This window comes from Alphaproteobacteria bacterium (assembly GCA_041396705.1).
Lineage (GTDB): Bacteria > Pseudomonadota > Alphaproteobacteria > CALKHQ01 > CALKHQ01 > CALKHQ01.
This window is the reverse complement of the sequence record JAWKYB010000003.1, coordinates 323732-343001: the sequence shown is the minus strand read 5'-3', so window position 1 is coordinate 343001 and position 19270 is coordinate 323732. Positions and strand designations below refer to the sequence as shown.

20 protein-coding genes, 1 tRNA gene and 2 pseudogenes are annotated in these 19270 nt (G+C 70.0%); 18 read left to right on the top strand and 5 right to left on the bottom strand.

Going from position 1 to position 19270, the window contains the following annotated elements; all coding sequences use genetic code 11:
- Positions 1-75: 75 nt before the first annotated feature.
- The 13 genes and pseudogenes from R3F55_05035 to R3F55_04975 all read left to right on the top strand — a co-directional run bounded on the left by R3F55_05035 (position 76) and on the right by R3F55_04975 (position 10159).
- Entirely contained in the window at positions 76-255 is a 180-nt protein-coding gene (locus R3F55_05035; protein MEZ5666790.1) for a hypothetical protein, read from the top strand.
- Between the two features lie 14 nt (positions 256-269).
- Positions 270-797, top strand: coding sequence for a septal ring lytic transglycosylase RlpA family protein (locus tag R3F55_05030; protein ID MEZ5666789.1), 528 nt, complete (start codon positions 270-272; stop codon positions 795-797).
- 47 nt (positions 798-844) lie between these two features.
- Positions 845-1990, top strand: a complete 1146-nt coding sequence (locus R3F55_05025; protein ID MEZ5666788.1) for a D-alanyl-D-alanine carboxypeptidase family protein — start codon at positions 845-847, stop codon at positions 1988-1990.
- Between the two features lie 49 nt (positions 1991-2039).
- Positions 2040-2690 carry a dTMP kinase gene (gene tmk / locus R3F55_05020; protein MEZ5666787.1) on the top strand — a complete coding sequence of 217 codons (651 nt, stop codon included), beginning with the start codon at positions 2040-2042 and terminating at the stop codon, positions 2688-2690.
- A gap of 36 nt (positions 2691-2726) precedes the next feature.
- Positions 2727-3890 (top strand): DNA polymerase III subunit delta', encoded by a 1164-nt coding sequence (locus R3F55_05015; protein ID MEZ5666786.1) that lies wholly within the window; start codon positions 2727-2729, stop codon positions 3888-3890.
- Positions 3891-3904: 14 nt separating this feature from the next.
- Positions 3905-5295, top strand: a pseudogene (metG, locus tag R3F55_05010) (methionine--tRNA ligase).
- Positions 5296-5414: 119 nt separating this feature from the next.
- Positions 5415-5645 carry a TatD family hydrolase gene (locus R3F55_05005; GenBank protein MEZ5666785.1) on the top strand — a complete coding sequence of 77 codons (231 nt, stop codon included), beginning with the start codon at positions 5415-5417 and terminating at the stop codon, positions 5643-5645.
- Positions 5579-5911: a TatD family hydrolase gene (locus R3F55_05000; protein ID MEZ5666784.1), complete on the top strand. Its 333-nt coding sequence runs from the start codon at positions 5579-5581 to the stop codon at positions 5909-5911. Before R3F55_05005 ends, R3F55_05000 begins: the two co-directional genes overlap by 67 nt.
- Before the next feature lie 130 nt (positions 5912-6041).
- Positions 6042-7046, top strand: coding sequence for an MBL fold metallo-hydrolase (locus R3F55_04995; protein ID MEZ5666783.1), 1005 nt, complete (start codon positions 6042-6044; stop codon positions 7044-7046).
- A 132-nt stretch (positions 7047-7178) separates the two neighbouring features.
- A pseudogene (gene mazG / locus R3F55_04990) lies at positions 7179-7993 on the top strand (nucleoside triphosphate pyrophosphohydrolase).
- Positions 7994-8084: 91 nt separating this feature from the next.
- Positions 8085-8489: a nuclear transport factor 2 family protein gene (locus R3F55_04985; GenBank protein ID MEZ5666782.1), complete on the top strand. Its 405-nt coding sequence runs from the start codon at positions 8085-8087 to the stop codon at positions 8487-8489.
- Positions 8490-8704: 215 nt separating this feature from the next.
- The gene (locus R3F55_04980; GenBank protein ID MEZ5666781.1) at positions 8705-9022 is read left to right on the top strand and encodes a hypothetical protein; all 318 of its coding nucleotides are present in this window, start codon (positions 8705-8707) and stop codon (positions 9020-9022) included.
- A 3-nt stretch (positions 9023-9025) separates the two neighbouring features.
- Positions 9026-10159 carry a primosomal protein N' (replication factor Y) - superfamily II helicase gene (locus tag R3F55_04975; protein MEZ5666780.1) on the top strand — a complete coding sequence of 378 codons (1134 nt, stop codon included), beginning with the start codon at positions 9026-9028 and terminating at the stop codon, positions 10157-10159.
- Here R3F55_04975 and R3F55_04970 read toward each other — a convergent pair.
- Entirely contained in the window at positions 10156-10866 is a 711-nt protein-coding gene (locus R3F55_04970; protein MEZ5666779.1) for a ribonuclease activity regulator RraA, read from the bottom strand. The genes R3F55_04975 and R3F55_04970 overlap by 4 nt on opposite strands.
- A gap of 71 nt (positions 10867-10937) precedes the next feature.
- Here R3F55_04970 and glpK point away from each other — a divergent pair, with 71 nt between their 5' ends.
- Positions 10938-12440, top strand: a complete 1503-nt coding sequence (gene glpK / locus R3F55_04965; GenBank protein ID MEZ5666778.1) for a glycerol kinase GlpK — start codon at positions 10938-10940, stop codon at positions 12438-12440.
- Positions 12441-12545: 105 nt separating this feature from the next.
- Entirely contained in the window at positions 12546-13016 is a 471-nt protein-coding gene (locus R3F55_04960) for a hypothetical protein (protein ID MEZ5666777.1), read from the top strand.
- 99 nt (positions 13017-13115) lie between these two features.
- On the opposite strand, the gene R3F55_04955 is transcribed toward R3F55_04960, so the two are convergent.
- Entirely contained in the window at positions 13116-14939 is a 1824-nt protein-coding gene (locus tag R3F55_04955; GenBank protein ID MEZ5666776.1) for a L,D-transpeptidase family protein, read from the bottom strand.
- A 325-nt stretch (positions 14940-15264) separates the two neighbouring features.
- Here R3F55_04955 and R3F55_04950 point away from each other — a divergent pair, with 325 nt between their 5' ends.
- Positions 15265-15708, top strand: a complete 444-nt coding sequence (locus R3F55_04950) for a hypothetical protein (protein ID MEZ5666775.1) — start codon at positions 15265-15267, stop codon at positions 15706-15708.
- Positions 15709-15829: 121 nt separating this feature from the next.
- On the opposite strand, the gene R3F55_04945 is transcribed toward R3F55_04950, so the two are convergent.
- The 3 genes from R3F55_04945 to R3F55_04935 all read right to left on the bottom strand — a co-directional run bounded on the left by R3F55_04945 (position 15830) and on the right by R3F55_04935 (position 18366).
- On the bottom strand, positions 15830-16315 hold the full coding sequence (locus tag R3F55_04945) for a YbjN domain-containing protein (GenBank protein ID MEZ5666774.1): 486 nt from the start codon (positions 16313-16315) through the stop codon (positions 15830-15832).
- Between the two features lie 83 nt (positions 16316-16398).
- Positions 16399-17928 carry an AAA family ATPase gene (locus tag R3F55_04940; GenBank protein MEZ5666773.1) on the bottom strand — a complete coding sequence of 510 codons (1530 nt, stop codon included), beginning with the start codon at positions 17926-17928 and terminating at the stop codon, positions 16399-16401.
- 102 nt (positions 17929-18030) lie between these two features.
- Complete coding sequence (locus R3F55_04935; GenBank protein MEZ5666772.1) at positions 18031-18366, bottom strand: DUF983 domain-containing protein; 336 nt, start codon at positions 18364-18366, stop codon at positions 18031-18033.
- 518 nt (positions 18367-18884) lie between these two features.
- Here R3F55_04935 and R3F55_04930 point away from each other — a divergent pair.
- Positions 18885-19079, top strand: coding sequence for a hypothetical protein (locus R3F55_04930; GenBank protein ID MEZ5666771.1), 195 nt, complete (start codon positions 18885-18887; stop codon positions 19077-19079).
- Between the two features lie 112 nt (positions 19080-19191).
- A tRNA-Asn gene (locus tag R3F55_04925) sits at positions 19192-19267 on the top strand.
- Positions 19268-19270 lie beyond the last annotated feature (3 nt).

Below are 19270 nucleotides of genomic sequence, written 5' to 3'. Positions count from 1 at the left end.
GCGTCCCGCGGGCTTAGACTTCGGCCAGCAGCGAATCGCGCCGGCTTCGGCAGCGCATGCATAGTGGAGGAGCGGATGGGCATTGTCTCCGGGGGCTGGGCGGCGGCCCTGGCGGTCTGCCTTGCTGCGGCCGCGGCCGGCTGTACCAAGCCGCCGGCGCCGCAGCCCGTGGTCGACAATGGCGAGCCCGGGCCGCCGCCGGCCACCCCGGTGGTGCCGGTGCAGAGCCAGCCGCTCGGCGCGCCGGGCGGTTGAGCGGGGCAGGGCGGATGACTGTCCGGCGCATCGGCGCGCGCGTGGGCGCCCTGGTCGCAGCGGCGGCGCTGGTTGCCGGCTGCTCGACATCGAAGCTGCTCGTGGAGACGGCGCGCGCGGTGCAGGAAAGCAGCAGCGGCAGCGCCGATCCGACCCTTTCCGGCGATTCCGCGCTGGCGCCGGCCGCCCTGCAGGGCGGCGCGGTGCTGGAGGTGGAGCAGGGCGTGGCGTCCTGGTACGGCCGCGGCGCGCACGGACGCCGCACCGCGAGCGGCGAGATCTTCGACCGCTACGGCATGACCGCGGCGCACAACGGCTTCCCGTTCGATTCCATCGTGCGGGTGACCAACCTCGGCAACGGCCGCCAAGTGACGCTGCGGATCACCGACCGCGGTGTGCTGAGCGAAGGCCGGATCATCGACGTGTCGGAGCGTGCGGCCGAGATGCTCGGCTTCAAGCCGGCCGGACTGGCCCAGGTCCGTGTCGAGCTGTTGTCGGTTCCGCCGGGCCAGTCGGCTTCGGCCGCGCCCGCCGCGGACTAGGCGCGCCGGCCGCGGCGGCCGGTGCCCGATCTGGGAGGATGCTGACGATGCAGACCGCGAAGTCGATGCGAGCCCTGGCCGCTGCGGTCGCGCTGGCCGTTGCGGCCGTCGTCCTGCGCCCGGCCGGCGCCATCGAGATGGTGACCACGGCGCGCGAGGCGATCCTCGTCGACCTCACCACCGGCACCGTACTGACCGAGACCAATGCGGACGAACTGATGCCGCCGGCCTCGATGAGCAAGCTGATGACCGTTCACATGATCTTCTCGCGCTTGGCCGACGGCCGGCTGCACATGGACGACGAGATGACGGTGACGGAGAATGCGTGGCGCCGCGGCGGCTCGTCGATGTTCCTGGAGATCGGCCAGCGGGTGCGGGTCGAGGACCTGCTGCGCGGAATCATCGTCCAGTCGGGCAACGATGCCTGCATCGTCGCAGCCGAGGCGATCGCCGGCAGCGAGGCCGCCTTCGCCGAGGCGATGAACACCGAGGCGCACGAGATCGGACTGACCCGCAGCACCTTCCGCAACTCCACCGGCTGGCCGGATCCGCAGCACCTGATGACGGCGCGCGATCTGGCGATCCTGGCCAGCCACATCATCCAGACCTTCCCGGACTACTACCCGATCTTCGCCGAGCGCGAGTTCCGCTACAACGACATCACCCAGCAGAATCGCAATCCGCTGCTGTATCGCAACATGGGCGCCGACGGGCTGAAGACCGGCCACACCGAGGAGGCCGGCTACGGGCTGGTCGGCTCGGTGGAGCGTGACGGCAGGCGGCTGCTGCTGGTGATCAACGGCATGGAAAGCCAGCAGGCCCGGTCCGACGAGGCCGAGCGGCTGCTGGAATGGGGGTTCCGCGAGTTCGAGGTGGTCGACCTGTTCGAGCCGGGCGAGAGCGTCGAGAATGCCGAGGTCTGGCTGGGCGAGCGCGAGACCGTGCCGCTGATGGTCACCGACCCGATCCGGGTGACCATCCCGCAGGCGCAGCGCGACGAGATGCGGGTCGCCGTGGTCTATGACGGCCCGGTGCCGGCGCCGATCCGGCGCGGCGACGAGGTCGCGCGCCTGGTGGTGACCGCGCCGGGGATCGAGCAGCGCGTGTTTCCGGTCTATGCCGCCGCCGATGTGGCGGAAGCCGGCGTGTTCGGCAAGATCTGGGCGACGCTGAGCCACTTCGTGCTCGGATGAGTGCCGCGGGCCGGCCCGCAGCGAGCGCATCGGGCGTCGGGCGCGCCGCGTGACAGCGCGCGGCCGTTTCATCACCCTTGAGGGCGGGGAGGGCGCGGGCAAGTCGACCCAGCTGCGCCGCCTGGCCGAGTGGCTCGAGAGCCAGGGCCAGCCGGTGCTGCAGACCCGCGAGCCCGGCGGCTCGCCCGGCGCCGAGGATATCCGCCGCCTGCTGGTCGAAGGCGAGCCCGATCGGTGGCTGCCGTGGAGCGAGACGCTGCTGTTCTTCGCGGCCCGCTTCGATCACGTCGCGCGGACGATGCGGCCGGCGCTTGCGGCCGGACGCTGGGTGCTGTGCGACCGTTTCGCCGATTCCACCGTGGCCTATCAGGGCGCGGCGGGCGGCATTTCGTTCGGCCGCCTCACCGAGCTCTATTGGCTGGTGCTGGGCGACTTCGAACCCGACCTGACCATCGTGCTCGACCTGCCGGTCGAGGTCGGCATGGCACGGGCGCGGTCGCGCGATGGCGTGGCCCCGGCCCGCTTCGAGCGAAAGGACCGCGCCTTCCACGCGCGGGTGCGCGACGGATTCGCCACCATCGTCACGCTGAACCCGCAGCGCTGCGTCATGGTCGACGCCGACGCGGACGTCGACACGGTCGCGGCGCGCATCCGCGCGGTGGTGGCGGAGCGTCTGGGCCTGCCAGGCGGACACGCGTAGACGCGGCCGGGCCAAGCTGGGACACTGGCCGCAGCCATGACCGAAATCCACACGGAACACCATCCGCGCGGGACCGCCGACCTGGTCGGCCACGCGGCGGCGGAGGCGCTGCTGCTGGACCTGTGGAACGGCGGACGCATGCCGCATGCCGTGATGCTGTGCGGCCGGCCGGGCATCGGCAAGGCGACGCTGGGCTATCGGCTGGCCCGCTTCGTGCTGGCCCAGGGTGCGCAGCCGGCCGGCGCCGGCCTGTTCGACGACGGGCCGACGACGCTTGCGCTGCCGCCGGACAGCCCGACCTTTCGCCGGGTCGCATCCGGCGGCCATGTCGACCTGATGGTGCTGGAGCGGCCATGGGACGAGAAGCGCAACCGGCGGCGCGGCGTGATCCCGATGGAGATGGCGCAGAAGGCGGTGCAGTTCCTGCGCCTGACCTCCGGCGAGGGCGGCTGGCGGGTGGTGCTGGTCGACGCGGTCGACGATCTCAACGCCAGCTCGGCCAATGCCCTGTTGAAGGTGTTGGAGGAGCCGCCGCCGCGGGTGCTGCTGATCCTGATCGCCAACGCGGTCGGCCGCGTGCTGCCGACGATCCGCTCGCGCTGCCGCCAGCTGGCGCTGGCGCCGCTGAGCGACGAGCAGACCCGGGCCGTGGTCGCGGCACATGCGCCGGACGCGGCTGCCGACGAGTGCAGCCTGGCGGTGCGGCTGGCCGACGGCAGCCCTGGGCAGGCGCTGGCGCTGCTCGACGAGGGCGCCGCGGCGCTCTATGTCGACTTCATCGAACTGATGGGCGCGATGCCGGACTACGACGTCGGCCGGGCGATCGCCTTCGCCGAGGCGGCGGGCGCGTCGGGCGACGAGGCGCCGTTCGCCGCCTTCACCGGCCTGTTCGCCGGCTGGATCGGCCGGCTGGTGCGGGGCGCTGCCACCGGCGAGGCGGCGCCGCCGCTGGCCCGCGAGGGCGAGGTCAACGCAAGGCTGGCCGGCGGCAGCGCGCTTGATCCCTGGTTTGAGGTGTGGGACAAGGCGCGCGCTTGGTTCGCCGAGACCAACGCACTGAATCTCGACCGCAAACAGGCGGTTCTCGCGGTGATCGACGCCGCCGAAGCGGCGCAGCAGGTAACGCAGGGGATAACCGGACGCGCGGATGCCGATCGATGGAGCACGAGATGGCCGCAGAGCCGCGTCGCTGATACCTGACGACGCGATCCTATGTGAACGACGTGCCGCACATCGGCCACGCCTGCGACGCTGGCCTGCGACGCGCTCGCCCGCTAAGCGGCTGGACAGCTATCAGGTGATGTTCCTGACCGGCACCGACGAGCACGGCCAGAAGATCGAGAAGTCGGCCCGCGCCGCCGGCATTGCACAGGAATTCACCGACCGGGTTTCCAGGAATTTCCGGGAGCTGGCGGCCACGCTTGACGTCAGCAACGACGATTTCATCCGCACCGCAGGCCGCACCACAGGTCTCGTGCCGAGGCGATCTGAACGCGCTGCAGGCGAACGGCGACATCTACCTGGACAGCTATGCCGGCTGGTACGCCGTGCGCGACGAGGCGTTCTACGCCGAGTCCGAGACCACCGTCGGCGGCGACGGCGTGCGCCGCGGGCCGAGCGGCGCCAGGTGGAGTGGGTCGAGGAGCCGACCTATTTCTTCCGGCTGTCGACCTGGCAGGACCGGCTGCTGGCCTGGTACGAGCCAACCCGGACTGCATCGCGCCAGGATCTCGCCGCAACGAGGTGATCAGCTTCGTCAGGAGCGGACTGAAGGACCTGTCGGTCTCGCGCACCACCTTCGACTGAGGCATCCCCGGTGCCGGCGAGCGACGCCCATGTGATGTATGTCTGGCTCGACGCGCTGACCAACTACATCACCGCGGTCGGCTATCCCCGACCGGCAATCCGGCGCCTCTATCAGACGTTCTGGCCGTGACCTGCACTGGTCGGAAAGGACATTCTCGTTTCCATACGGTCTATTGGCCGGCGTTCTGCGATGTCCGGCCGGCGTCGAGCCGCCGCGCGCCGCCGTCTTCGCCCATGGCTGGTGGACCAACGAAGGCCAGAAGATCTCGAAGTCGCTGGGCAACGTGATCGACCCGGTCGCGCTGGTCGGCAAGGAGTTCGACTCGACCCGGTGCGCTATTTCCTGTTGCGCGAGGTGCCGTTCGGCAACGACGGCGACTTCTCGCGCCGGGCGATGATCGGCCGGATGAACAGCGATCTCGCCAACGACCTCGGCAACACCTGGTGGCGCGTGCCTGTCGATGATCGCCAAGAACTGCGCCGGCCAGGTGCCGCAGTAACCTGCCGCTGAGCGCGGAGGACGGCCCTGCTGCGCCATTGCGCCACCGGCCAGCTCCGACGGTGCGGGCCGCGTTCGAGGCGCGGTGTTCCATCGCGCGCTGGAGCTGGTGTTCGAGCTGGTCGGCGAGGCCAACCGCTTCGTCGACGCCAGGCGCCGTGGGCGCTGCGCAAGACCGACCCGGCCCGGATGGCGACGGTGCTGTATGTGGCCGGAGCGATCCGCCATATCGCGATCCTCTGCCAGCCGGTGATGCCGGGTTCGGCCGGCCGCATCCTCGACCAGCTGGCCGTGGGCGAGGGCGCCCGCGACCTGACCGCCTATGGCCCCGCCGGTGGCTGGCGGCGGAGGCACGGCGCTGCCGGCGCCCGCCCAGTGTTCCACGCTATGTCGCCGAGGAGGCGCGCAATGGCCCGCCGATGCTGATCGACAGCCACTGCCACCTCGACTATTTCGGCGACGATGCCGACGACGTGGTCGCGCGGGCGCGCACGGCCGGCGTGACCGGCATGCTGACCATCGGCACCAAGCTGCGCACCTTCGAGACGGTGCGTGCGATCGCGGCGCGGCACGACGACGTCGCCTGTTCGCTGGGCGTGCATCCGCACAGGCGGCGGAGGAGGAGCGGCGAACCACCGTCGAGCGGCTGACGGCGCTGGCCGCGGACCCGCAGGTGGTGGCGATCGGCGAGACCGGACTCGACTATTTCTACGACCACAGCCCGCGCGCGGCGCAGATCGACTGCTTCCGCGCGCACATCCGCGCGGCGCAGGCGACCGGCCTGCCGCTGGTGGTGCACACCCGCGACGCCGACGACGACACGGCGCAGATCCTGGCCGAACACCATGCCGAACGCCCGCTGACCGGCGTGATCACTGCTTCAGCAGCGGCCGCGCGCTGGCCGAGGCGGCGCTGAGGATCGGCTTCATGATCTCGATGTCGGGGATCGCGACCTTCCAGGACCGCCGAGGACCTGCGGGCAGTCGTGCGCGACTGCGTGCCCGTTAACCAACTCTTGGTGGAAACGGACGCACTATCTTGCCCCCGTGCCGCATCGCGGCAAGCGCAACGAGCCGGCCTTCGTCCGCCACACGGCGGAGGTGGTCGCCGGCCTGAAGGACATGCCGCCGCAGGACCTGATGGACCAGACCGCCCGCAACTTTCCGCCTGTTCCCCCGCGCCGTCGGCGCGATACCGGCGGCTGCCGCCGGAATCGGCTGATGCGCGTCACCGTGCTCGGCTGCGGCGGCTCCAGCGGCGTGCCGCTGGCCACCGGCGACTGGGGTGCGTGCAACCCGCGCAACCCGCGCAACCGGCGCCGCCGCGCGTCGATCCTGGTCAGATCCGAGCGCGGCACGCGCATCCTGGTCGATGCGTCGCCGGACCTGCGCGAGCAGGCGTTGTCGGTCGGCGGGCTGCCGCAGCTCGATGCGGTGCTGTTCACCCATGCCCATGCCGACCATTGCCACGGCATCGACGACCTGCGTGCGCTGACCGCCGGCCGCGCGCCGCTGGCCGCCTGCGCCGATCCGGACACGCTGGCGATCCTGCACCGGCGCTTCGGCTACGGCTTCGTCGAGATCGCCGGGCTCGACTCCTATGGGCCGCGGCTCGCCGGTGCCGCCATTGCCGGGCCGTTCAGCGTCGGCGATGTCGACGTGGTGCCGTTCTGGCAGGAGCACGGACCGCGGCGGTCGCTTGGTTTCCGTTTCGGGCCAATCGCTTACTCGACGGACCTTAACCAACTGGATGAGACGGCGTTCGCGATCCTCGACGGCGTCGACGTCTGGATCGTCGATTGCCTGCGGATGGAGCCGCACGGCACCCATTCGCACTTCGCCCAGACGCTGGACTGGATCGCGCGGGTGCGGCCGCGCCGGGCGATCCTGACCCACATGAACCACACGATGGACTACGACACGGTGGCCGCGCTGTGTCCGTCGAATCGAGCCGGGCTACGACGGGCTTGTGGCCACGCCGCGGCCATGCCGCAGATCCGCTTCGATGCCGCAACGCCGCTCGGCGGCGGTGGGCTGCGCCGCGTCGCCTGACGCAGCGACGTAGCTATATATTTTTCCATAATATAAATTATGCGATCATCGGATCGCACATGACCGGCGTCGCGCCGGTTCCCCCCTCGCGATGCGATTGATAGAAACGCCGGGCCCAGAACGGAGTCCGGCATGACCAGCGACGGCACCCGCAACATCGACCGCCTGCTCGAGATCATGGCGCGCCTGCGCGACCCCGACGGCGGCTGCCCGTGGGACGTCGAGCAGAGCTTCGCGACCATCGCGCCCTATACCGTCGAGGAAGCCTATGAGGTGGCCGACGCGATCGCGCGCGAGGATCACGACGACCTCAAGGGCGAGCTCGGCGACCTGCTGCTGCAGGTCGTGTTCCATGCCCGCATGGCCGAGGAAGCCGGCCTGTTCGACTTCGACGCGGTCGCCGGCGCCATCGCCGACAAGATGGTCAAGCGCCATCCGCACGTGTTCGCCGACGCCGATGCGCGCGACGCCGCGCACCAGACCCGATCACAGGAGCGCAGAAGGCGGAGGAACGCGCCGAGCGCGCGCGGCGCGGCGGCGCGGCAGCCTCGGCGCTGGACGACGTGGCGCTGGCGCTGCCGGCGCTGATGCGGGCGGAGAAGCTGCAGAAACGGGCCGCGCGGGTCGGTTTCGACTGGACCGAGCCGGAGCCGGTTTTTGGCAAGATCCTCGAGGAAGTCGCTGAATTAAGGGCGGAATTCGATGCCGGCGCCGGTCTCGACCGGCTCGAGGACGAGCTGGGGGACGTGCTGTTCACCGTGGCCAACCTCGCCCGCTTCCTGAAGGTCGACCCGGAGGCGGCGCTGCGTCGCACCAACGACAAGTTCGCCCGCCGGTTCCGCGCCGTCGAACAGAGCCTGGCCGCCGACGGGCTCGACATCGCCGCGGTCGACCTCGACGAGATGGAACGCCGCTGGGTGGCGGTGAAGCGGCGCGAGAAGGCCTGATCCGCCTGTCCCGGCCCGGCCGCGCAGCCGCTGCATCCGTTCGGCCGCCCCGGCCGTTGCTTCCGGTATCCGCTGCAACCGGGAGCTTCCGATGACTTCGCCCACTCCGACCGAGCGCGTCCGCAAGGTCTATGACGACTTCGCCCGCCGCGACATCGCGGCGATCATCGCCGCTTTGACGAACGACGTGACCTGGATCGTGCACGGGCCCGATGGCGCCGGATACTTCGGCCGCTACGCGGGCAAGGCCGGGGTCGCGCGCTGGGCGGAGCAGCTGGCCGCGCACGTCGTCGTCGACCGCCTCGCCATCCGCCGGATCGTGGCCGACGGCGACTGGGTGGTCGCCATCGGCGACTTCGCCGCCACGGCGCTCGCCACCGGCAGGGGCTACCAGACCGCCTTCGCGCACGTCTGGCAGGTCCGCGGCGACCGTATCGCGGCGTTCGAGGACTTCTTCGATACCACGGCCGCGGTCGCGGCGGCGGCCGGCCGCTGATCGCGCCACCCCCCCCCCCTGGGGGCGCCAACGCCGCCGCGGCACCGCGGGGAGGCATAACGAACGTCCGGCCGCGCGCCACCCGGCGGTGGCCGCGCCGGCGCGGACGGATTGCCGCAGGCCGGCCGCATGCCGTCGGCCATCGGGATGACACGGTTGTCATGTCCACTCGCAGGCTGTTGATTGCCAGCGGGAACGGCAGAGGACGCGGCGGGATGGCGGCAGGGGAACTGACGGCACTGGTGCTGAGCGGGCTCGGCTGTGCCGCGCTCTTGGGCGTGCTGGGCGTGCGCATGCTGCGCGGCTTCGTGCTAGCGATGGAAGGGCACCGCGAGTTCCACGGCGACAGCCTGACCAAGCGCTCGCGGCTGGGCGGGTTCGTCCGCTTCTTCCTGTGGGCGCTCGGCGGTGCCGTCACCTGGAGCTTCTACATCGACTGGCTCTGGTTCGAGGATTTCGGCTACGCCTTTTCCGCTCTGATGGTACGGCTCGAGATCGTGTTCCGGATCCTGGCGGAACTGAGCGACGACTGAACGATGTCGCAGGATTCCGGAACGCTGCACGCGATCGGCCGGCGCGCCGAGCGCAAACGGGCGGCGCGGGAGGACGGCGAGGACCTCGCCCACGACCGGCGCGCCTTCCCCTGCCCGGCCTGCGGCGCCAACCTGCGCTTCGACCCCGGATCGGCCCGGCTGTCGTGCGGCCACTGCGGGTCGCAGAGCCCGGTCCCGCATGTCGACGACGCCGCCGCCCAGGTCGAGAACCCCTATGGCCAGGGACTGGAACGCGACATGGCCTCCCTGGCGGCGGAAGAGGCGCCGTCGGTGGATTGCACCCGCTGCGGCGCCAGCATCGAGTTCCATGCCGACGAGCATGCGCGCATCTGTCCGTTCTGCGACGCCGCCCTGGTCGGCGACGTGCGGCAGTTCCGCCGCATCGTGCCGCAGGGCCTGCTGCCTTTCGCGCTCGATCACGGCCGGGCGCACGATGCGATGCACGGCTGGCTGAAATCGCGCTGGTTCGCGCCGAACGACATCGCCGAGGAGGCCCAGGCAAGCCACTTCCACGGCATCTACGTGCCGTTCTGGACCTATGACGCGGACACCGCGACCGCCTATTCCGGCGCCCGCGGCACCCGTGTCGGCTCCGGCAAGAACCGCCGCACGGTGTGGAAGGAGGTCACCGGCACCGTCAGCGGGCGCTTCGACGACGTGGTGGTTTCCGGCTCGCGCTCGGTGTCGGCCGAATTCAGCGACGGCCTGGCGCCCTGGCCGCTGCGCGAGCTGGAGACCTACCAGACCGAATTCCTCGCCGGCTTCCGGGCCGAGAACCACACCATCGGCGTCCGCGACGGCTTCGCCCGCGCCGACCGCACCATGCAGGCGACGATCACCGACTGGATCCGGCGCGACATCGGCGGCCAGCGCCAGCGCATCCACTGGAGCCGCACCAACTACAGCAACCAGACCTTCAAGCACATCCTGGTGCCGGTCTGGATCACCCACTACCGCTTCGAGCGCAAGACGTTCCGGCTCTCGGTCAACGGCCGCACCGGCAAGGTCTACGGCCAGCGGCCGTTCTCGCTGGTGAAGCTGATCGCCGGCACCGCCGCGTTGCTGGCGGCACTGTCGGCGGTGGGCTTCATCATCTCCGCCGTGCCCTGGGCCTAGCCCTTGCCGCGCGCCTCGTACTCCGCCCGGGTTTCCGGGCTGGGCGGATAGAGCCCGGGCAGCGCCCTGCCCCGGCCGACCTGCTCCACCACCCAGTCCTCGAACGCATCCTGCGCGCCGCCGTCGGCCGCGATCGCCGGCGCCAGCGCCTGCGGCACCACGACCACGCCGTCGCCGTCGGCGACGATCAGGTCGCCGGGGCGGACCATGACGCCGCCGCAGCCGATCGCCCCGTTGCGCTCGGCGAAATGGATGGCAGAGATCGTCGCCGGCGCGGCGGCGCCGGCGGCGAACACCGGCAGCCCGGTCGCGGCGACCCCGGCCGCATCGCGCACGGCGCCGTCGGTGACCATGGCGCGGATGCCGCGGCGGCCGAGCCTGGCGGCGAGGATGTCGCCGATCACGCCGGCGGCGCTGCATCCGCAGGCGTCGGCGACGACGACGCTGCCCGGCGTCGCGGCCTCGACCGCCTCGCGCGAGTTGCCCGGCAGGCCGAGGCTCTCCACCGTCGAGACGTCCTCGCGCATCGGCACGAAACGCCACGTTTCCGCTGGGCCGACGACGCGGCCCGCGGCCGGCTGCAGCGGCCGGACGCCGCGCATCCAGACGTTGCGAATGCCGCGCTTGAGCAGCTGCATCGTCAGGGTGGCGGTCGAGATCGCGGCCAGCCGCTCGACCAGCGCGGGGTCCGGCACGGGGATGGTCATGGCGGCACTTCCTCCATTCACGCCGTCCGGCGCGGGCCGTAGACTGCGCCAAAACAATGGAGGAGGAGCCGGTGCCTGACAACGCGCACATCCTGGCCATCGACCAGGGCACAACCAGCAGCCGGGCGATCGTGTTCGACGGCGCGCTGCGGCCGGTGGCGACGGCCCAGAAGGAGCTGCGCCAGATCTATCCGCGCCCCGGCTGGGTGGAGCACGATGCCGACGAGATCTTCGCCGACACGGTCGCGGTGTGCCGGCAGGCCATCGCCGCGGCCAGGGCCAGCAGGCCGGAGCTGCATATCGTCGGCGCCGGCATCACCAACCAGCGCGAAACCACGGTGGTCTGGGACCGGCAGACCGGCAAGCCGGTGCACAATGCCATCGTGTGGCAGGACCGGCGCACGGCGGATGCCTGCCGGCGGCTGGCGGCCGACGGCGGCGCCGACCGCTTCCAGGCCCGCACCGGTCTGGTGCTCGACCCCTATTTCGCGGGGACGAAGATCGCGTGGCTGCTGGACAACGTCGACGGCGCGCGGGCAGCGGCCGAGGCCGGTCGGCTGGCCTGCGGCACCATCGACAGCTGGCTGATCTGGAAGCTGACCGGCGGGGCGGTGCACCGCACCGACGCCACCAACGCCAGCCGCACGCTGTTGTTCGACATCAAGGAGCAGCAATGGAGCGCCGAGCTTGCCGATGCGGTCGGCGTGCCGCTCGGCCTGCTGCCGGAGGTGGCGGACTGCGCCGCCGACTTCGGCTCCATCCCGGCGGACGTTCTGGGCGCCGCGATTCCGCTGGGCGGCGTCGCCGGCGACCAGCACGCCGCCCTGATCGGCCAGTGCTGCTTCGCGCCGGGCATGATCAAGAGCACCTATGGCACCGGCTGCTTCGCGCTGATCAACACCGGCGACAGCCCCCTGCCCTCGCGCAACCGGCTGCTGACGACAATGGGCTACCGGCTGGCCGGCCGGCCGACCTATGCGCTGGAGGGCAGCATCTTCATCGCCGGCGCCGCCGTGCAGTGGCTGCGCGACGGCCTGAAGCTGATCGCCAGCGCCGGCGAGACCGAGGCGCTGGCGCGTGCAGCCAACCCGCACAGCGCGGTCGTGTTCGTGCCGGCGTTCACCGGGCTCGGCGCACCCTACTGGGACCCCGACGCGCGCGGGGCCATCTTCGGGCTGACCCGCGATACCGGCATCGCGGAAGTGGTGCGGGCGGCGCTGGAGGCGGTGGCGTTGCAGACCCGCGACCTGCTGCAGGCGATGCGCGGCGACGGCGCCGACGCCACCAGCCTGCGGGTCGACGGCGGCATGACCGCCAACGACTGGACCATGCAGGCGCTGGCCGATCTGGCCGGCATTCCGGTCGAGCGGCCGCGGAACCTGGAATCGACCGCGCTGGGGGCGGCGATGCTGGCCGGCCTGCAAGCCGGGCTGTTCGACGACCTGGGCGCGCTGGCCGCGCGCTGGCAGGCCGACCGGCGGTTCGACCCGGCGATGCCGGCTGAGGAGGCGGCCCGGCACCACGCCCGCTGGGCCGAAGCGGTGCGCCGGGCGAGCGGCGCGGCCTTCGCCTGACTCGGCTCGCTGTGGGCGCCAGGCCGGGCGCCAGACCGGGACTCGACGGCAAAGCCGGCCGGGCATAGAGTGCGCCCGGTGAACGGTTTCGGTGAGGAGTGCGCCATGCGTGCCCGTGCCGGACGACCCGGCCGCGCGACGGATGGCCGGCTTTCGCGAACGACCCTGCCCGCTCTCGCACTGCTGTCGGCCCTCGCGCTGCTCGTCGCTTCGACCAGCGAAAGCCAGGCCCTGAAGCGCAGGCCCACGGTCGGTGGCAGCTATGGCGATTGCATCGCCGACCGGTTCGACGACAGCAGCGAGTCCGGCTGCGAAGGCTCGTTGTGCTGGTGCTGCTACGCCGACGGCTGCTTCATCTGCAACAACATCTACGGGGGGACGCCGCCGACCACCGACGTGACCGGCGAACAGGCGGATTGCACCTGGGACCCGGCCTATTCGGCCACCAGTCCGCCGGGCGGCGTCGGGCAGACCGTTCCGCAGAACCTGCAGCAGTTCCAGGTCAACCCGAATTTCGGCGCGGAACCGGTTTCGCCGCCGGTCGCCGGCCCGCTGGACGGCCAGCTCAGCCGGTAACCGCCGGGACGCGGCGCGTGTCCGGGGAGGCCGGCGCCCGCAACGAAAAGGGGGAGCCGCGGCTCCCCCTCTCGCACAATCACGTGGTCGGCTGCGAACTCAGTTCAGGCCCTGCTCGCTCGCCGTCTCGGCCACCTGCATCGGCGGCTCCGGCATCGCGTCGTTCATCGCCTGCATCAGCACCGTATCGCGTTCGTAGATGTCGCCGAAGAACGAGACGGTGCCGGACTCGTTCGCCCTGGCGGTGAAGTAGCCGATGTAGACCGGGATCGGATGGTCCATGATCACGTCGCGGGTGCGACCGCTGGCGATCATCGCCTCGACCTCTTCCTCCGTGTACTGGCCGTTGAATACGAAGCCGGCCATCCGCATCGGATCCTGCAGGCGGATGCAGCCGTGGCTGAACGACCGCGCGGTGCGCTCGAACAGGCTGCGCGACGGCGTGTCGTGCATGTAGACCGAGTGACCGTTCGGGAACATGAACTTGATCCGGCCGAGGGCGTTGCCGCCGCCCGGCTCCTGCCGCAGCGCATAGGGGAAGCGCCCGGAGACCGACGACCAGTCGACCAGCACCGGGTTGATCTCGCGTCCGCCCGAGAGGATGCGGATGTTCTGGTTCAGCAGGTAGAACGGATCGTTGCGCAGCGCCGGCAGGTACTCGTTGTCGGCGATGCTCTGGGGCACGTTCCAGTACGGGTTGAGCTGGGCGTACTCCATCGTGTCGTTGAAGATCGGCGTCTGGTTGCGCTGGGTGCCCACCACGACGCGCATGACCAGCGGCTCGGCATCGCCGTCGACCCCGCGCACGATGAACTCCGGCACGTTGACGAACAGATGCTTGTCGCCGAGGTCGCGCGGGTACCAGCGCCAGCGCTCCATCGACGCCTCGATCTGGCGGATGCGGTAGTCGACGGACGCATTCAGCGCCGACAGCGTGCGCGGCCCGACGACCGCATCTTCCAGCAGCCCGTGGCGCGCCTGGAATGCCTCGACCGCATCGGCCAGCTGGCGGTCGTAATAGGTGTCGTCGCTGACGCCCTCGGCCGGCGCGACATAGTCGCCGGTGGCGGCCAGCCGCGCGCGCAGGGCGGAGATCGCGCTGCCGCGTGCGCCGGGCTCCAGGCTGGCGCCGGTGTCGGGCACCTGCGGCCAGCCGCCGGCCGCGGCAATCGCGCGATAGCCGGCCAGCGCGTCGCGCAGCGCGTGATATTCGGCATGCGGCGGCGCCAGGCTGCGCAGCGTATCGCCCACCAGCCCGGTATCCGCCGCATAGCGCAGCGGCTGGGTCAGGTCGGCGTCTGGCGTGAAGTCGCGCATCGCGGACGTCGCCTCGCGCTGGCGGAACCGGCCTTGCATCAGGTCGGTGCCGTAGCGCAGGAAGGCGTCGGTCATCTGCACCTCGAGCTCGGCCCGGGTCTGCGGCGCCGCCACGTCAAGCCGCGAATAGATCGGGTCGTGCAGATAGTCGTCCTGGTGCAGGCCGTCGCTGGCGGCGTCGGACAGCGTGGCGAACAGCTCGTCGCCGGCCGGGGTCAGCCCCTCGGCCGCGACCCACACCGGGGCATAGTTGCGGCTGGCATAGAACGCGGCGATGGTGGAATCCTCGTGCCCCGAACCGGGCCCGAGCAACTGCAGCAGCGCCTGGCCGAGCGGATCGGACGGGCCGTCCGCGGCCAGCTCCGGCGCATCGGCCTCGACCGCCGCGGTCGGGTCGGCCGCTTCGGTCACAATTTCGGGAGCGGCCGCCTGCGGCGCCGCCTGGTCCACCTGCACCTGCGTCCCGTCGACCGGTTCGGCCGCGCTCACCGGCGCTTCCGCCATTGCCGTCGACGACGCCAGCAGACCGACGGCAAGACCGGCCAACGCGCAACCGCCGCGCAGGTAGGTCCGGCTCAGGCCCAGCATCTCTCGCACTTCAATCACTGCTCAACTCCCCGAACGCCCTCTGGTAGCATGCGGCCTGGACCGGCCCGGTTGGGATTGGATGTGCTGCAACGCGCGCAACGCGCAACGAGTCCGGTCCAAACTATTGGCAAAGTTATAATTCGGCAAGTGTTGCCATCGGGTATAACCGGTGCCGCGCGTGCGTCTTGCACAGAATGTTGCCAACAAGCACACTCGATTCGAACGCGCCCGATGGTCCGACATCTGCTGTCATGTCATTGCGGCCAGGATGGGGCGAAGGTGGGGAAATCGAGCCCGTGCGCGCAGCGAGCGGGCGCGGGCCAGCCATGGAGGGGATGCGCTGATGCGGGCGACGGGTGCGGCTTGGGCAATCGGGGCATGGCTTGCGACCGGCGGGGTCGCGCTGGCGGACGGCGTGATCGGCACCGTCGACGGCGAGCTGCCGTTCGAGGGCCTCTATGTGAAGGACGTCGCCGCGCTGAATGTCACCGCCTATCGCGCGTCGATGACCGTGGATTTTCGCAAGGTCCTGCGCATCGAATTCCTGGAGATCGACCAGACCAGCCAGATGGCGACGGTGCGGATTACCTTCCTCGACAGCTATGCGATGCCGGCGTCGTTCAGCCTGGCCGACAACGCGCCCTGGGTGGCGATCGGGTCCTACGGTCGGGCCAACTACTCGGCCGAAAGCCTGCTGGCCGGCGACGTGCAGTATGTGCAGTTCATCCATGACGACGGCGATGCCGACGTCGACGGCGCCGAGGGCAGCGAGGGGACGGCCAACTGACGGCGACGCGGCGCGCGCCCTGGGTCAACCTCCGGCGGGACGGGATCGTCCGACCGGAGCGAAGCCGATCGATTCCAACAGGTTCGGGCTCTTGTTTGCGTCCAAGGGGACGCAGTATGCGCTAGCGCTGGATGAACGCGGCGAAGTCCGCGACGCTGCCGACGAAGCGGGTGACCTGGGTGTTGAGCGCGTCGGGGGTGATGCCGCCGTAGCCGCTGAGATCCATGTCGACGATCACGTAGTTCTCGCTATCGACATAGGCGCGGATCCAGCGGTGCTCCACGTTCCACTGGTTGATCTTGTCCAGGTGCACCGGGCGCCGCTGCGGCCGGTAGCCGGCGACCATCAGGATGCTGTCGCACAGCCCGGCCTGGTCGCATTCCCAGAACTGCACATAGCCGAAGTCGGTCGGCAGCGCGCCGCCCGGCGTCAGCTCGACATACGGATCGCCGTAGTCGTCGGTGCCGATCTGCGTCTGGATGCCGAGGGCGCCGAAGGCGTCGGCAACCGACTGCGCCGAGAGCGGCGAGCCCTGCTGGGCCGCGGCGGTGGTGGCGGCGCCCGCAGCCAACGCGAGCGCGGTCAACGGTCCAGTGGCTTTCGGCACGACATGTCCCCCTGCTGGGATGCTGAATCGGCGCAAGTGTGCCAAATGGCGCCGAGGGAGGCAATTGGGCCGCGCGTGCCGCCCTATTCCGCCGCCATGGCGCGCGCGATGCCGTTGGCCTTGGTCTTGTAGGCGTCCTCGTCCTTCTCGTCGACATACAGGTTGCTGAGCGCATCGGTGATGCGCTCGACGGTGAACTCCGGCGCGATGCCCTCGAACTTGCACGAGGCGACGACCTGGTTGACGATGAACTTGGGCTGGTAGGACGCCAGCGGGACGCCCCGCTTCATGTGCAGTTCCTCGTAGATCATGTTGTAGATCTCGTCGGTGAGGCTGAGGCCGCTTGCCTTGGCGACGGCGCGGAAGATCGTCTTGTGCACCTCGATCGACGGGCTGGGGATATTCATCTTGTACGGAATGCGGCGCAGGAAGGCCGGATCCATCAGGTCGCTGGGGTGCAGGTTGGTCGAGAAGATGACGAAGGCGTCGAAGGCGATCTGGAAGCTCTTGCCGGTGTGCAGCTTCAGATAGTCGACCCGGCTTTCCAGCGGCACGATCCAGCGGTTGAGCAGCTGCTCGGGCGTGACCAGCTGGCGGCCGAAATCGTCGATGATGAAGGTGCCGTTGATCGCCTTCATGTGCAGCGGCGCCTCGTAGAAGCCGGCGTCGCTGTAGCTGAGGTCGAGCATCTCCAGCGTGAGTTCGCCGCCGGTCATCACGATCGGGCGGTAGCAGGGCGCGTAGCGCGCGTCCAGTTCCTCGCGCCGCAAGCTGTCGGTGACCCGGTCGCGCGCGACCTCGGACACGCGCTGGCCGTCGGACGACCGCGACCGCGCCGGCTCGAACTCGCGGTGCACCGACGGATCGAACAGTTTGACGATTTGCCCTTCCACTTCAACGGCATGGGGAATGAAGATGATGTTCTGGAACATCTTCGCCACCCGCTCGGCAATGGTGGTCTTGCCGTTGCCGGGACTGCCGTAGAGCAGCATCGAGTGCACCGAGTTGACCGCCGGGCCGAGCTTGCGGATCAGCCATTCCGGCACGACGATGTTGGCGAAGAACTCGCGCACCAGATTGGCGTCGATACGCTCGTTGGACAGCCGCTGCGCGATCACCTGCCGGGTATAGGCCTCGAGCGGTACCGGGGCCGCGCCGATATACTGGCTTTGCGCCAGCGCCTCGGTGGCCCAGTCGCGACCGAGGCGAGTGGTGGCGAAACGCATCTCGCCTCGGCGGATGCCGTCGCTGGACTCCTCGCCCATCGCCTCGATCAGCTTCTGCTCGACCGCGATCTGCAACAGGTCGCGCACCACCGTGTAGGGCAGCTTCATCGTGTTGCGGATGCGCGCGGCGGTGTTGTCGCCGACCACCAGCATCGCCTTCAGCATGAGGCGCAGCAGCGCGGTCTCCGACAGCCCGGTCTCCGCGATCGACTTCGGCGCGATCGGGATCACGTTGAGAGCGGCGTCGAGGACCTCGCGGCTGATCAGGTTCAACGCGATCAGGTTCTCGCCGAGCCGGCCGCCCTGCACGCGCTGGCGCTCGATCGCGCGGTCCACGTCCTGCTGGCTGACGAAGCCGTAGGCGACCAGCGATTCTCCAAGCAGCATGACAGCGCTCCGCGGGCGGCTGTTTCGAGGGGACGGCCCGCAGTCTGCCGGCGAAGGCTTAATGTTTCCTGAGCCGCCGCCGGGCCGGGCGGCGGCGGCGCGTTACTGGAGCTCGTCGCCGCGCAGGCGCAGCGCCCACATCACGCCGACGGTCCCGCCCTTGATCCGTGGCAGCAGCGCCAGCGTCAGGCCGAGCGTCAGCGTCGGCCAGAACAGCATGCTGGCCCACATGTCCGGCTTGAAGTTCTGGTAGACCAGCAACAGCGCGGGCACGACGATGTGGCCGACCAGCAGCACGGTCATGTAGGCCGGGATGTCGTCGGCCCGGATCCGGCCGCAGGGCTCGCCGCACTCGGTGCACTGCGCCGCCACGCGCAGATAGCCGGCGAACAGCCGGCCGCGGCCGCAGGCCGGGCACCGGCGGCGCAGGCCGCGCATCAGGCTGCGCCGCACCGGGCGCGGCGCGTGTGGGGACGAGGCGGGATCGAGGGCCGTCATCGGCGCTGTGTAGCGGCATCCGCGGCGGGCGGCAAGTCCATCGATTTGTTGGGAAATTGATCACGAAATTGTGGTTAAAGAAGTTTAATATCGGTCAGATGAGTATTGCGCAACGCGCGACAAATGGTGATAAATAAACCGTTAAGACATCGTGCGACTTTCCGGTTGCCGTCTTGACACCTGCCAGCCCCGCCGCACGTCCCCCCACACGGCGGCGGGGCACCTCCGGCAGAAATAATATGTATCATCACAACTGGTTAGCGTATGTGTCGACGGACGAGCGGATCCGCGACGTCTGCTGTCGTCGACACGCAATGGCATGTCTGTAGTTTGAATTTACTTGATAGCCGTTCGTTAACCATCGCGATGCCACTGTCCGGCCAGGCGGCGCCCCGGCGGGCGCGAGACGAGTCAGGCACGGTCCGCCACGGCGGCGCCGGAACAGGGATCAGACGACAATGAAGGCCGCACGACACATCGACGACGTCGCACTGCTCCGCCAGTTGGAGCATGAGGCGAGCATGAACTGGGCGCTGGCGCAGCGCGCCGAGCGCGACGGCAACCGCGCGCTGGCGGAGACGCTGTCCGCGGTGGCGGCGGAGGCCGACCGCGCGGCGATGGCGCGGCGCAAGGGTGCGGCGGTCCAGTACTGAATCCGGCCCGGCGGGCCTGCCGTCCGGTCCGCCCGGCTGGGCATGCCCGCCCAGTTTGCTCTTGACACGGACAGGTCGAGCGCGGAAAAAGCCCGCCTGTCGAAAACTCCGGTCCCCGGTAGCTCAGTTGGTAGAGCAGGTGGCTGTTAACCACCTTGTCGGCGGTTCGAGTCCGTCCCGGGGAGCCATCT

Bases quoted from the DNA above. Each gene is read 5' to 3' on its own strand.
- R3F55_05035 (MEZ5666790.1), top strand. From the start codon at position 76: ATGGGCATTGTCTCCGGGGGCTGGGCGGCGGCCCTGGCGGTCTGCCTT.
- R3F55_05030 (MEZ5666789.1), top strand. From the start codon at position 270: ATGACTGTCCGGCGCATCGGCGCGCGCGTGGGCGCCCTGGTCGCAGCG.
- R3F55_05025 (MEZ5666788.1), top strand. From the start codon at position 845: ATGCAGACCGCGAAGTCGATGCGAGCCCTGGCCGCTGCGGTCGCGCTG.
- R3F55_05015 (MEZ5666786.1), top strand. From the start codon at position 2,727: ATGACCGAAATCCACACGGAACACCATCCGCGCGGGACCGCCGACCTG.
- R3F55_05005 (MEZ5666785.1), top strand. From the start codon at position 5,415: ATGCTGATCGACAGCCACTGCCACCTCGACTATTTCGGCGACGATGCC.
- R3F55_04985 (MEZ5666782.1), top strand. From the start codon at position 8,085: ATGACTTCGCCCACTCCGACCGAGCGCGTCCGCAAGGTCTATGACGAC.
- R3F55_04980 (MEZ5666781.1), top strand. From the start codon at position 8,705: ATGGCGGCAGGGGAACTGACGGCACTGGTGCTGAGCGGGCTCGGCTGT.
- R3F55_04975 (MEZ5666780.1), top strand. From the start codon at position 9,026: ATGTCGCAGGATTCCGGAACGCTGCACGCGATCGGCCGGCGCGCCGAG.
- R3F55_04970 (MEZ5666779.1), bottom strand. From the start codon at position 10,866: ATGACCATCCCCGTGCCGGACCCCGCGCTGGTCGAGCGGCTGGCCGCG.
- R3F55_04960 (MEZ5666777.1), top strand. From the start codon at position 12,546: ATGCGTGCCCGTGCCGGACGACCCGGCCGCGCGACGGATGGCCGGCTT.
- R3F55_04950 (MEZ5666775.1), top strand. From the start codon at position 15,265: ATGCGGGCGACGGGTGCGGCTTGGGCAATCGGGGCATGGCTTGCGACC.
- R3F55_04940 (MEZ5666773.1), bottom strand. From the start codon at position 17,928: ATGCTGCTTGGAGAATCGCTGGTCGCCTACGGCTTCGTCAGCCAGCAG.
- R3F55_04935 (MEZ5666772.1), bottom strand. From the start codon at position 18,366: ATGCGCGGCCTGCGCCGCCGGTGCCCGGCCTGCGGCCGCGGCCGGCTG.
- R3F55_04930 (MEZ5666771.1), top strand. From the start codon at position 18,885: ATGAAGGCCGCACGACACATCGACGACGTCGCACTGCTCCGCCAGTTG.